This window comes from Cellulomonas sp. Leaf395, assembly GCF_001424125.1.
In the GTDB taxonomy this organism is placed as follows: domain Bacteria; phylum Actinomycetota; class Actinomycetes; order Actinomycetales; family Cellulomonadaceae; genus Cellulomonas.
Window position 1 is genome coordinate 176,652 of sequence record NZ_LMQI01000003.1, and the last position, 11,844, is coordinate 188,495.

Here is an 11,844-nt window from a genome sequence, read left to right on the forward strand (position 1 = left end):
GTCAGGGTCGTCGTTGACCTCGTTCGCCTGATCGACGCTGCGTTCTACAACGTTGATCTACAACGATGTAGAACATGACACGAGAACCGCCGGTCGGTCAAGCCACGAACGTGTAACGGTCGGTTGACGGCGTCGGAGCGGCCGTGCATGATGCATCTACAACGATGTAGAAACTACCCGAACAGCAAGGGCGCTGACGACGTCGACGCCCGCTCGGACGCCTCCCACGGGACAGCTCGCCAGCGGCAGCCACAGGGCCATCGCGGCAGATCACGACGTCCGAGCCGCCCGCCCACACACATCCGTGCGCATCACAGCAGGCACGCGCCCGACCGAACCAGGAGACCTCATGATCCCCGTCCGACTCACCCTCGACCCGGCCTTCCGGGTCGGACCGGTCCGCCGGCGCACGTTCGGTTCGTTCGTCGAGCACCTGGGCCGTTGCGTCTACACCGGCATCCACGACCCCGCGCACCCGACGGCCGACGCCGACGGGTTCCGCAAGGACGTGCTCGAGCTGACGCGCGAGCTGGGCGTCAGCACCGTGCGCTACCCCGGCGGCAACTTCGTCTCCGGCTACCGCTGGGAGGACGGCGTCGGCCCGCGTGACCAGCGCCCGGCCCGGCTAGACCTCGCGTGGCACTCGACCGACCCCAACACGGTCGGCGTCGAGGAGTTCATGCGCTGGGCGAAGCTGGCCGAGGTCGAGCCGATGATGGCGGTCAACCTGGGCACGCGCGGCGTCCAGGAGGCCGTCGACCTGCTCGAGTACTGCAACGTCCGCGGCGGCACGCGGCTGTCCGACCAGCGCCGCGCCAACGGTGCGAACGACCCGTACGACATCCGCATGTGGTGCCTGGGCAACGAGATGGACGGCCCGTGGCAGATCGGTCACAAGACGGCCTACGAGTACGGCCGGCTCGCCGCCGAGACCGGCCGTGCGATGCGGATGGTCGACCCGGACCTCGAGCTCGTCGCCTGCGGCTCGTCGGGCGTCGCCATCCCGACGTTCGGCGAGTGGGAGCGGATCGTGCTCTCCGAGGCCTACGAGCAGGTGGACCTCATCTCCGCCCACGCGTACTACTGGGAGGAGGACGGCGACCTCGGCTCGTTCCTGGCCTCCGCCGTGGACATGGACCACTTCGTCGAGTCCGTGAGCGCGACGGCGGACGCGGTGCGCGCGCACAAGAAGGTGGACAAGCGGATCCACATCTCGTTCGACGAGTGGAACGTCTGGTACCAGCACCGTGCCGAGTCCAAGCCGCCGACCGGGCACGACTGGCCCGTCGCGCCCGTGCTTCTCGAGGACAAGTACAACGTCGCGGACGCCGTCGTCGTCGGCAACCTGCTGATCTCCCTGCTGCGTCACACGGACCGCGTGCACTCCGCGTCGCTCGCCCAGCTGGTCAACGTGATCGCGCCGATCATGACCGAGCCGGGCGGCCGGTCCTGGAAGCAGACGATCTTCCACCCGTTCGCGCAGGCGTCCCGGTACGCCAAGGGCGACGTGCTCCAGGTCGCCGTCGAGGCGCCGACGTACGAGACGGCGAAGTACGGCGACGCCGCACTGGTCGACGCCGTGGCCACCCGCGACGCCGAGACGGGCGACGTCGCCCTGTTCGCGGTCAACCGCTCCCTGACCGAGACGGTCACGCTCGAGGTCGACGCCCGCTCGCTGCCGGGGCTGCGCGTCGTCGAGGCGACCACGCTGGCCAACCCGGACCACACCTGGTCCGCCACGGCCGCCGACGACACCTCCGTCGTCCCGCGGACCAACGCGACCGCGACCGTCCGGGACGGCCGCGTGTCGGTGCAGGTGCCGCCGGTGTCCTGGAACGTCGTCCGGCTGGGGGTCTGACCGCCGTGCGCCGCGTCGTCGTGGCGGGTGTGGTCGCGCTCGCCCTGGTGGTCAGCGCCGCTGCCTGTGCGGCGGGGCCGGAGGACGGGCCCGCCGCGACGGCGCTGTCCCTCACCGGGGACATCCACACCCACGACCCCGCCCTCGTGGTGGGTGACGAGGGTGAGCCCTGGTACGTGTTCTCGACCGGCGACGGCCGGGTGGGTCTCGGCTCCCCGCAGATCCGACGGTCCGTCGACGACGGCCTCACGTGGGAGCTCGTCGGCACCGTCTGGGACGCCAAGACCCGCCCGGACTGGGCGTACGAGGCCGTCCCCGGGGTGTCGAACTTCTGGGCGCCCGAGGTGATCGAGCACGACGGGACGTTCTACCTGTACTACTCGGCGTCCACCTTCGGCAAGAACGCGTCCGCCATCGGGGTGACGACGAACACCACGCTCGACCCGGACGACCCCGACTACGCCTGGGTGGACCAGGGCGAGGTCCTCCGGTCGGTGCCGGGAGAGACCGACTACAACGCGATCGACCCCGGCGTGATCACGGACGCGGACGGCACGCCGTGGATGGCGTTCGGCTCGTTCTGGGGCGGCATCCAGCTGGTCGAGCTCGAGTGGCCGTCCGGCAAGCCCGCGGACGGAGCCGAGCCGACGACGATCGCGAGCCGCATATCGCCGCCGAACGCGATCGAGGCGCCCTACCTCGTGCTGCGCGACGACTGGTACTACCTGTTCGTGTCCCGCGACTTCTGCTGCAAGGGCACCGACTCCACGTACAACATGGCCGTCGGGCGCTCCCGGGACGTCACGGGTCCGTACGTCGACCGGTCCGGCACGGACATGACCATGGACGGTGGCGAGCAGCTGCTGACCTCCATGGGCGACATGGTCGGGCCCGGCGGGCAGTCCGTGTCGCAGGGGCATCTCGCGTTCCACTACTACGACGCGGCCGCCGGGGGCGACTTCCGGCTCGAGATCCGTGAGCTGGCGTGGGACGACGAGGGCTGGCCGGTGGCGACGACGCGGGAGGAGCAGGACGCCGCGCGGGAGGCCGAGGAGGGCTAGAGCGGACGCTCCAGCACGTAGTCGTCCTCGAGACGGGCGCCGACGGTGAAGTGCTTGGTGCCGACGATGGCGAACCCGGACCGTACGTAGAAGGTCTGCGCCCGCGCGTTGTGCTGGTTCACGCCCAGCCACATCCCGTGGGCACCGCGTCCGCGCGCGGTGTCCAGGGACGCGGTCATCAGCGCGTTCGCGATCCCGGCACCGTGGTGGTCGGGGTGCACGTAGCACTTGGACAGCTCGATGGTCGGGCGCAGGTGCAGCGCGGCCCGGACGTCCTCGTCGGACGGCTCGCCGGAGACGAGCATCGTGTACCCGACGAGCGCTCCGTCGCCGGCGACCAGGACGTCCCGGAGGGGATCGTCGAGGTACTCGGCGAACCGCTGAGGCGAGAGCACGGCGTCGATGAACTCCTGCTGGTCCTGCGCGGTCGAGCCCGGTGGGCAGGCCAGCGGGAACGTCAGGGCCGCCAGGGCGGCGAGCGCGTCGAGATCCGCGTGCTCGGCAGGCCGGACCGTCACAGGACGTCCTCGCCGCCGCCGGGGCCGCGCCACTGGCGAAGGACGGCCCGCGCGACGAGCCCGCCGGCCCAGGCGAGGCCGGCCAGGCTGGCCACCGTGGTGCCGCGGCGGGCGTTGCGTCGGCGGTTGCGGAACTCGCGCACCGGCCAGCCGACCGTGGCGGCGTACCGACGCAGGCGGCGGTCGGGGTTGATCGCGCACGGGAAGCCGACCTCGGACAGGATCGCGACGTCGTTGGTGGAGTCGCCGTACGCGTACGACGCCGCCAGGTCGATGCCTTCCTGCTCGGCGATCGCGCGCACGGCGTCGGCCTTGGCCTGACCGTGGAGCATGTCGCCCACCAGCCGGCCCGTGTAGAAGCCGTCCTCGTGCTCGGCGATGGTGCCCAGGGAACCCGTGGCGCCGAGGCGTCGGGCGATCAGCGACCCGATCTCCACGGGGGTCGCCGTGACCAGCCAGACGGAGTGTCCGGCGGCGATGTGCTGGTCGAGGAGCCGCTGCGTCCCCGGATAGATCCGCAGACAGAGCACCTCGTCGTAGACGTCCTCCGCGATCGCGGTGACCTCGGCGACCGAGTGACCCTTCATGATCGACAGGGCCCTGCTGCGGACCTCGTCGATCTGGTCCTTGTTCTCGCCGAACGTCAGGTACCGGAACTGGTGGAGCCCGAACTGGACCAGGTCGCGCTTGCGGAAGAACCCGCGCCGGTAGAGGCCGACGGCGAGGTGGAACGAGCTGGCGCCACGGATGATCGTGTTGTCGACGTCGAAGAACGCGCCGACGCCGGGACCGTCCGGGCCTGACCCCGGGTCCCGCAGCGCGGGAGCGGGGGCGTGGGTGTTCCCGGACGCCTGACGCACCCGGTCACTGTAACGACGGTCGCGCGGGACAGGGTGCCCGTCCGTCGGCAGAGGCCGTCGTGAGACGGTGGGGGCATGACGCGTGTGGTGCTCTACGGCCGGGCCGGCTGCCATCTGTGCGACGAGGCGCGTGAGGTGGTGCGGACCGTGTGCGACGAGACCGGGGCGGACTGGTCCGAGGTCGACATCGACACCGCACAGCATCCCGGCCGGGACCTCGTCGGCGAGCTGGGCGAGCTGGTGCCGGTGGTCGAGGTGGACGGCGTGCAGCAGGGCTACTGGCGGATCGACGCGAACCGGCTGCGCCGAACCCTTACCCCGGCTGGTCCCCGACCCCTAGCCTGACCAGCAGGGCTCGGGCGACCGGGTCCGACGGGGCGTTCGCGGGAGTCGATGTGGACACGCAGCGAAGGGGACCCCGGCCGCACACCAGGGCAGCCGAGCCCGGTGCGACCGGGCGCGCCGGCGCGCGCGACGTGCCCGCCGCCACCGTCGCCCGGCTGCCGGGCTACCTTCGGGTCCTGCACGGGCTTTCGGCCGACGGCGTGGTCACCACGTCGTCGGAGGAGCTGGCCACCGGCGCGGGCGTCACGTCGGCGCAGCTCCGCAAGGACCTGTCGTTCCTGGGCTCCTACGGCCGGCGCGGGGTGGGGTACGACGTCCTGCACCTCTCGGAGCAGGTGTCGGTGGCGCTGGGCCTGACGACGCAGCGGCGGGTCGTCATCGTCGGCATCGGCAACCTCGGGCACGCGCTGGCCAGCTATTCGGTGTTCGCCGAGCGGGGCTTCGCGGTCGTCGGCCTGGTCGACGCCGACCCCGCGGTGGTGGGGACGACGGTGGCGGGACTCGTCGTGCAGCCGCCGTCCTCGTTGCACGACGCGGTCAGCGGGTCCGCCGCCACCATGGGCATCATCGCCACGCCGGCGTCCGTCGCGCAGGACGTGTGCGACGAGCTCGTCGCGGCCGGTGTCGTCGGCATCCTCACCTTCGCGCCGCGCGCGCTGCGGGTGCCTGCGCACGTGGACCTGCGGGCGGTGGACGTCGCCTCCGAGCTGCAGATCCTCGCGTTCCACGACCGCCGGCGCACCGGCACCGGCGCCTGAGCGTGCGAACGGCCGGGCCCGTGTGACGACGACACAGACCCGGCCGACGACGAGATCAGCCCTTGATGATCGAGACGTCGAGCGCGATGACGACCTTGTCGGACACCAGGACGCCGCCGGCCTCGAGGGCCGCGTTCCAGGTGAGACCGAAGTCCTTGCGGGAGATCGTCACGGTGGCCTCGAAGCCCGCACGCGTGTTGCCGAACGGGTCGACCGCGGTGCCGTTGAACTCGGTGTCGAGCTCGACGCGCTGCGTGACGCCGTGGATGGTGAGGTCACCGGCGACGACGTAGTTCTTGCCGGCCTCGCGGACCTCGGTGGAGACGAACGTCCACTGACCGAACTTCTCCACGTCGAAGAAGTCGCCGCTCTTGAGGTGGCCGTCGCGGTTGGCGTCGCCCGTGCTGACCGTGGAGGGGTCGAGCGTGACGGAGACCGAGGTGCTCGCCAGGTCGTCGCCGACCGTGACCGTGCCGTCGGTGACGGCGACGGAGCCGCGGACCTTGGAGATGCCGGCGTGCCGGACGGTGAACGCCGCCTCGGTGTGCGTGGCGTCGACGGCCCAGGTGCCCGTGGTCAGGCCGGCGGGAAGGGTGGTGGTGGCGGTGCTCATGGGATCCTCCGTGGTTGTTGAACTGTCAACCAAACTGTTAGTTCAAAGTTGTACTACACTCGCCCCAGGGCCGCAACCCCACGACCGAGGACGGAGGCGCGCTTGTGACCAGTGACACATCCACCGAGGTGCAGTGGCTGACCGCCGAGCAGCAGACCCAGTGGCGCTCGTTCCGCGGCGGCGCCGCACGCCTGTTCGCTGCGCTCGAGCACGAGCTGGAGCGCGACACCGGCCTGTCCACGCACGAGTACGAGGTCCTCGTCCGGCTCTCCGAGACGCCCGACCGCACGCTGCGGATGGCCCAGCTCGCCGACAACCTCGCGCACTCCCGCAGCCGGCTCACGCACACCATCCGGCGCATGGAGGAGCAGGGGCTGGTCTCCCGGGTGCCCTGCGTCGAGGACGCCCGCGGCGTGAACTGCACCATGACCGAGAAGGGCTGGCAGGTGCTGGTCGCCGCCGCCCCGAGCCACGTGCAGTCCGTGCGGGACCACCTGGTCGACGTGCTCACGCCCGAGCAGTTCGCCGCGCTCGGCGACGCGATGGAGACGGTCCGCCTGCACCTGACGGGTGGCGCGTGTCACGTCGAGTGACCCCGCAGCGTGTCCGTCGCGCACAGGACTGTTTGCGAGACTGAGCACATGGTCGCGACCACGATCCACCTGATGCGGCACGGCGAGGTGCACAACCCCGACGGCGTGCTGTACGGACGGCTGCCCGGCTACCGGCTCTCGGAGCGTGGCCTGGCCATGGCTGACATGGTCGCCGAGCACCTGGCCGGGACCGGTGCCGGGGGGCGAAGGGACGTCGTCGCCGTCATCGCCTCCCCGCTGCAGCGCGCGCAGGAGACGGCCCGGCCCATCGCGGCGGCGTTCGGTCTCGACATCCGTACCGACGAGCGGATCATCGAGGCGGGCAACCACTTCGAGGGCAAGACGTTCGGCGTCGGCGACGGCTCGCTGCGCCATCCCGAGCACTGGCCCTACCTGCGCAACCCGTTCCGGCCGTCCTGGGGTGAGGCGTACAAAGAGCAGGTGGACCGCATGCTGGCCGCCGTCGAGTCCGCGCGCGGGCTCGCCCGCGGTCACGAGGCCGTGCTGGTCAGCCACCAGCTGCCGGTCTGGGTCACGCGGCTCGCGCTCGAGAACCGGCACCTGTGGCACGACCCCCGCAAGCGGCAGTGCTCCGTCGCGTCGCTGACCAGCCTGCGCTACKACGGCGACACCCTGGTCGGCGTCGGCTACAGCGAGCCCGCCGCGGTGCTGCTGCCCGGTGCGTCGACGGTGGCGGGGGCCTGACGTGCGGCGACGCGCTCTCCTCGTCGGTGCCGTGGTGGCGCTCCTGGCGGTCGCGGGCTGCACGCCCGAGGCGACGACGACGCCCGACGACGTCGCGGGTCAGGGTTACCAGTCCGGCGACGGCAGCACGACGACCTGGGCAGCGGGCGACCGCTCCGGTCCGCTCGAGCTGTCCGGCACCGACTTCGCGGGCAGCGCGCAGGACGTGGCCGACTGGCGCGGCGAGGTCGTGGTGCTGAACACCTGGTACGCGAACTGCCCGCCGTGCCGCGCCGAGGCCCCGGACCTCGCGGCCCTGTCCACCGACTACGCCGCCGACGGCGTGCAGGTGCTGGGCATCAACCGGACCGACGACGCCGGCACCGCCCAGGCGTTCGAGCGCCAGTTCGAGGTCCCGTACCCGAGCCTCGCCGACACCGACGGCGCCGCGATCGCCGCGCTGCAAGGCACCGTCCCGGTGAACGCCGTGCCGACGACCGTCGTGCTCGACCGGTCCGGGATGGTCGCCGGACGCATCCTCGGCCTCGCCGACCCGTCGACCCTGCGCTCGATGGTGGACGAGCTGCTTCTCGAACAAGCCCCTGTGCGCGCGCCATGATCCTCTTCGCCGACGCGGGGGACGCCTTCGGTCAGACCGTCGTCTCCGGGTCGCTGCTCCTGGCGATCCCGGTGGCGCTGATCGCCGGGCTCGTCTCGTTCGCGTCGCCGTGCGTGCTCCCGCTCGTTCCCGCGTACGTCGGGTACCTCGGCGGGATGACAGGGTCGTCCGACCGTCTGGGCGTGCAACCGGCCGGGACGACCCTGGTCCGCACCGCCCCCGCGCGTTCCCGCGTGCTGCTCGGTGTCGCGCTGTTCGTCGCCGGGTTCACCGCCGTGTTCGTCGCGCTGGCCGTCCTCGCCGGGTCGCTCGGCGGCCTGCTGGTCGAGTACCAGGACCCGATCACGCGCGTGCTCGGCGTCGTCGTCATCGTGCTCGGCCTCGGTTTCCTCGGTGTGATCCCGTTCCTGCAGAACGAGAAGCGCGTCCACCTCGCGCCGCGGGCGGGCCTGTGGGGCGCACCGCTGCTGGGCGTCACCTTCGGGCTCGGCTGGGTGCCGTGCATCGGCCCGACGCTCGCCGCGATCCTCACGCTCTCGCTCGACGGCGGGTCGGCCGGTCGCGGTGCGCTGCTGGCCGTCGCGTTCTGCCTCGGGCTCGGGCTGCCGTTCCTGCTGGTGGCGCTCTTCGTCGATCGCAGCGCCGGGGCGCTCGGGTTCCTGCGCCGGCACCGCCTCGCGATCATGCGGTTCGGCGGTGCCATGCTCGTGATCCTCGGGATCGCCCTGGTCACGGGTGTGTGGGGTACCTGGTCGTCGTGGCTCCAGGGCGTCCTCGTCGGCGGCGACCCGTTCGTGCCGGTCGTATGAGCGTGCATCGGCCCGAGGGCCTCTCCGACGTCTTCATGGAGCCGACCGAGGCTCCTCCTGCGCCGCCCACCCTGCCCACCCTGGGGTTCGTCGGCTGGCTGCGCTGGGCCTGGCGGCAGCTCACCAGCATGCGGGTCGCGCTGCTGCTGCTCATGCTGCTGGCCGTCGCCGCCGTGCCCGGGACCGTCTGGCCGCAGCGCGCGCAGGACACCGCGAAGGTCGCGACGTACATCTCCGACCACCCCACCACCGGCCCGTGGCTCGACCGGCTCGGGTTCTTCGACGTGTATTCCTCCGTCTGGTTCTCGGCGATCTACCTTCTGCTGTTCGTCTCACTCGTCGGCTGCATCCTGCCGCGCACCAAGGTGCACCTGGCCGGCGTCCGCGGGCGGCCGCCGCGCGCTCCCCGCCGGTTCACGCGCTTCCCCGCGCAGGGCTCCGGTCTCGTGGACGCCCCGCCGTCGAAGGTCGCCGACGACGCCGCGGCCGTTCTGCGCGGTGGGTGGCGCTGGCTCCCGTTCGTCCCGACCTACCGCGTGGACACCCGCGACGAGGGCCACGGCACGATCTCGGTGTCCGCGGAGCGCGGTTACCTGCGGGAGACCGGCAACCTCGTCTTCCACCTCGCGCTCGTCGGGCTGCTCATCTCCGTGGCCACCGGGCAGGTGCTGCACTACCGCGGGCAGGCGATCGTCGTGCAGGGCCGCGGGTTCGCGAACGCGCAGGTCGACTACGACACCTTCGAGCAGGGGACCGCGTTCACCCCGTCGAGCCTCGTCCCGTTCACGCTGCGGCTCGACGAGTTCGAGTCCCGGTTCGACCCGGTCACGCTGCAGTCCCGCGACTTCACCGCGCACGTCACCCTGACCAATCCCGGCGAGGAGCCGGTCGAGGAGACCATCAAGGTCAACCACCCCCTCGACGCCGGCGGTGCCAAGGTCTACCTCCAGGGCAACGGCTACGCGCCCGACATCACCGTGCGCGACGCCTCCGGACAGGTGGCGTTCTCGGGTCCCACGCCGTTCCTTCCGCAGGACGAGGTCTACACGTCGCGCGGCGTCGTCAAGGTGCCCGACGTGTCCGGCGACCAGGAGCAGATCGGCCTCGTCGGGTACCTCCTGCCCACCCTCGAGGAGCGTGAGACGTCCTTCGGGCCTGCCTACGCCTCGGTGAACCCGCAGCCCGACGACCCCGCGCTCGTCCTCGCCGTCTGGCAGGGCAACCTCGGGCTCGACACCGGCGTCCCGCAGAACGTGTACGAGCTCGACGAGGCGCGGATGACGCAGCTGATGGACGACGACGACAATCCCGTGACCCTCGTCGTGAAGCCTGGTGAGACCGTCGACCTGCCCGACGGGATGGGCACGGTGACCTTCAACGAGCTGCCGCGGTACGTCGCGCTCGACCTGCGCCACGACCCCGCCCTGCCCTTCGTGCTCGTGTTCGCGCTGCTCGCCTTCGCCGGGCTCGCCACCTCGCTGTTCGCTCCGCGGCGACGGCTCTGGCTCCGGCTCACCCCGGGGGCCGCAGACGGTGCCGCCGAGGGTGACGGTCGTACAGTGGTCACCGCGGCCGGGCTGGCGCGCGGCGACGACGTCGGCCTCCAGCCCGAGCTCGACAGGGTGCTCGCCCAGGTGCTCACCCAGGTGCCCGCCCGCACGGCTGACAGACCCCCGGTCGCCCCCCGCGGCCCGACCTCAGGAGAAGGCACGCCATGACCATCGGTGACCTGAGCACCCTGCTCGTCTGGGGTGCCGCGACCGCGTTCACCGTCGCGCTGATCGCCTACAGCGTGGACCTCGCGCGCATCGCCGACCGGGCGCAGAAGCGCGTCCCCGAGGCGGCCCTCGTCGGGTCGGAGAACACGCGACCCGCCACGGCCGTCGCCGGGTCCGAGGCGCAGAGCGCGCCGGGGCGGTCGGTCCGCGCCGAGGGGATCGCGCGCTCCACCACGCTCCTCGGGCTCGTGATGCTCTTTGCCGGCATCGTGCTGCGCGGCATCGCCGCCGGTCGGTGGCCGACCGCCAACATGTACGAGTTCACGATCGTCGGCGTGTTCGTCGCCGTCCTCGTCCTCACGATCGTGCAGCGCAGGCGCGTCATCGCGTTCGTCGGCGTGGTCGTCATGGGCATCTCCGTGCTGGCCCTCGTCCTCGCGCTCAACGTGTTCTACATCCAGGCCGACCAGGTGCAGCCCGCCCTGCAGAGCTACTGGCTGATCCTGCACGTCGGCGTCGCGATCACTGCCACCGGCATCTTCACCGTCGCGTTCGCCGCCTCCATCCTGCAGGTCCTGCGCAGCTTCCGGGACGAGGCCCTCGCACCCGTCGACGCGCCTGCCGTCGCGGTCGGAACCCGCGCCGCCACGAGCTCGTCCCGCTCCGAGCGGTTCCGGCACTGGGTCGGCGGACCGCGGTTCGGCTGGCTGGAGCAGGTGCCCGGCTCGCGGGAGCTCGAGGCCTTGGCGTTCCGGCTCAACGCGGTCGCTTTCGTGCTGTGGACGTTCACCCTCATCGGCGGCGCCATCTGGGCCGAGCACGCGTGGGGGCGGTACTGGGGCTGGGACCCGAAGGAGGTCGGCACGTTCGTCGCGTGGGTCGTCTACGCGGCCTACCTGCACGCCCGCACCACGCGCGGCTGGAGCGGTCGGCGGGCGTCGTACTTCGTCTTCGTCGGCTACGCCGTCGTGCTCGCGAACTTCACGGTCGTCAACCTGGTCGTCACGGGGAAGCACTCCTACTCGGGCGTGTGACGGTCGCGGCCGTCCACCGCCACGGCGGGCCGAGCTCGCTCAGGCCGTCGGCGGTGCGTCGTCGGACGTGCCCGGATCGGTGCGCTTTCGGTCGTCGTCCAGCCTCGACAGGAAGTCAGGGTCGTCGTCGGGTCCGGTGGTGCGGCGGTACCGCGTCGACTGGTCCGGCCCGCCGGCGGTCCGGCGGGACCAGCGCACGGCGAGCCAGGCGAGCGAACCGATGAGCGGCACGACGAGGATCAGCGCGATCCAGAACACCGGGTGCACCCCGAGGCGCTCGGCGGTGGTGCTGCGGATGACGTCGAACACGCAGTAGACGCTCAGTCCGATGATCAGCAGGACGGCCAGGTTCCTCACCTCGTCAGAGTAGACGC

At 71.6% G+C, this 11,844-nt stretch carries 14 protein-coding genes; 10 read left to right on the top strand and 4 right to left on the bottom strand.

From position 1 onward, the window contains the following. The first annotated feature begins 349 nt into the window (after positions 1-349). Both arfA and ASG23_RS08610 read left to right on the top strand, forming a co-directional pair. Positions 350-1,858 (top strand): arabinosylfuranosidase ArfA, encoded by a 1,509-nt coding sequence (gene arfA / locus ASG23_RS08605; RefSeq protein WP_056023193.1) that lies wholly within the window; start codon positions 350-352, stop codon positions 1,856-1,858. Positions 1,859-1,863: 5 nt separating this feature from the next. Next, complete coding sequence (locus tag ASG23_RS08610; RefSeq protein ID WP_235520977.1) at positions 1,864-2,919, top strand: arabinan endo-1,5-alpha-L-arabinosidase; 1,056 nt, start codon at positions 1,864-1,866, stop codon at positions 2,917-2,919. On the opposite strand, the gene ASG23_RS08615 is transcribed toward ASG23_RS08610, so the two are convergent. Both ASG23_RS08615 and ASG23_RS08620 read right to left on the bottom strand, forming a co-directional pair. After that, positions 2,916-3,437: a GNAT family N-acetyltransferase gene (locus ASG23_RS08615; RefSeq protein WP_056023196.1), complete on the bottom strand. Its 522-nt coding sequence runs from the start codon at positions 3,435-3,437 to the stop codon at positions 2,916-2,918. The genes ASG23_RS08610 and ASG23_RS08615 overlap by 4 nt on opposite strands. Beyond that, on the bottom strand, positions 3,434-4,255 hold the full coding sequence (locus ASG23_RS08620; RefSeq protein ID WP_056024458.1) for an HAD family hydrolase: 822 nt from the start codon (positions 4,253-4,255) through the stop codon (positions 3,434-3,436). The genes ASG23_RS08615 and ASG23_RS08620 overlap by 4 nt, the downstream gene beginning before the upstream one ends. Before the next feature lie 117 nt (positions 4,256-4,372). Here ASG23_RS08620 and ASG23_RS08625 point away from each other — a divergent pair, with 117 nt between their 5' ends. Both ASG23_RS08625 and ASG23_RS08630 read left to right on the top strand, forming a co-directional pair. Continuing rightward, positions 4,373-4,642 carry a glutaredoxin family protein gene (locus tag ASG23_RS08625; protein WP_056023201.1) on the top strand — a complete coding sequence of 90 codons (270 nt, stop codon included), beginning with the start codon at positions 4,373-4,375 and terminating at the stop codon, positions 4,640-4,642. A gap of 50 nt (positions 4,643-4,692) precedes the next feature. Further along, complete coding sequence (locus ASG23_RS08630; RefSeq protein ID WP_056023204.1) at positions 4,693-5,400, top strand: redox-sensing transcriptional repressor Rex; 708 nt, start codon at positions 4,693-4,695, stop codon at positions 5,398-5,400. A 55-nt stretch (positions 5,401-5,455) separates the two neighbouring features. On the opposite strand, the gene ASG23_RS08635 is transcribed toward ASG23_RS08630, so the two are convergent. Continuing rightward, the gene (locus ASG23_RS08635) at positions 5,456-6,013 is read right to left on the bottom strand and encodes a YceI family protein (RefSeq protein ID WP_056023207.1); all 558 of its coding nucleotides are present in this window, start codon (positions 6,011-6,013) and stop codon (positions 5,456-5,458) included. A 104-nt stretch (positions 6,014-6,117) separates the two neighbouring features. Between ASG23_RS08635 and ASG23_RS08640 the strand changes: the two genes are divergently transcribed. From ASG23_RS08640 to ccsB, 6 genes are read left to right on the top strand one after another with little or no spacing between them, the layout of a single operon-like run. Further along, positions 6,118-6,606 carry a MarR family winged helix-turn-helix transcriptional regulator gene (locus tag ASG23_RS08640; protein ID WP_056023210.1) on the top strand — a complete coding sequence of 163 codons (489 nt, stop codon included), beginning with the start codon at positions 6,118-6,120 and terminating at the stop codon, positions 6,604-6,606. 48 nt (positions 6,607-6,654) lie between these two features. Next, complete coding sequence (locus ASG23_RS08645; protein ID WP_056023213.1) at positions 6,655-7,311, top strand: histidine phosphatase family protein; 657 nt, start codon at positions 6,655-6,657, stop codon at positions 7,309-7,311. 1 nt (position 7,312) lies between these two features. Further along, positions 7,313-7,909: a TlpA family protein disulfide reductase gene (locus ASG23_RS08650; protein WP_056023216.1), complete on the top strand. Its 597-nt coding sequence runs from the start codon at positions 7,313-7,315 to the stop codon at positions 7,907-7,909. Continuing rightward, complete coding sequence (locus tag ASG23_RS08655) at positions 7,906-8,718, top strand: cytochrome c biogenesis CcdA family protein (protein ID WP_056023218.1); 813 nt, start codon at positions 7,906-7,908, stop codon at positions 8,716-8,718. Before ASG23_RS08650 ends, ASG23_RS08655 begins: the two co-directional genes overlap by 4 nt. Next, positions 8,715-10,436, top strand: a complete 1,722-nt coding sequence (resB, locus tag ASG23_RS08660) for a cytochrome c biogenesis protein ResB (protein WP_056023221.1) — start codon at positions 8,715-8,717, stop codon at positions 10,434-10,436. The genes ASG23_RS08655 and resB overlap by 4 nt, the downstream gene beginning before the upstream one ends. Beyond that, entirely contained in the window at positions 10,433-11,470 is a 1,038-nt protein-coding gene (gene ccsB, locus ASG23_RS08665) for a c-type cytochrome biogenesis protein CcsB (RefSeq protein ID WP_056023224.1), read from the top strand. Before resB ends, ccsB begins: the two co-directional genes overlap by 4 nt. Before the next feature lie 39 nt (positions 11,471-11,509). Here the strand turns inward: ccsB and ASG23_RS08670 are convergent, their stop codons facing one another. Beyond that, positions 11,510-11,827, bottom strand: a complete 318-nt coding sequence (locus tag ASG23_RS08670) for a PLD nuclease N-terminal domain-containing protein (RefSeq protein ID WP_056023227.1) — start codon at positions 11,825-11,827, stop codon at positions 11,510-11,512. Positions 11,828-11,844: the final 17 nt, after the last annotated feature.

Bases quoted from the DNA above. Each gene is read 5' to 3' on its own strand.
- arfA (WP_056023193.1), top strand. From the start codon at position 350: ATGATCCCCGTCCGACTCACCCTCGACCCGGCCTTCCGGGTCGGACCG.
- ASG23_RS08625 (WP_056023201.1), top strand. From the start codon at position 4,373: ATGACGCGTGTGGTGCTCTACGGCCGGGCCGGCTGCCATCTGTGCGAC.
- ASG23_RS08635 (WP_056023207.1), bottom strand. From the start codon at position 6,013: ATGAGCACCGCCACCACCACCCTTCCCGCCGGCCTGACCACGGGCACC.
- ASG23_RS08655 (WP_056023218.1), top strand. From the start codon at position 7,906: ATGATCCTCTTCGCCGACGCGGGGGACGCCTTCGGTCAGACCGTCGTC.
- resB (WP_056023221.1), top strand. From the start codon at position 8,715: ATGAGCGTGCATCGGCCCGAGGGCCTCTCCGACGTCTTCATGGAGCCG.
- ccsB (WP_056023224.1), top strand. From the start codon at position 10,433: ATGACCATCGGTGACCTGAGCACCCTGCTCGTCTGGGGTGCCGCGACC.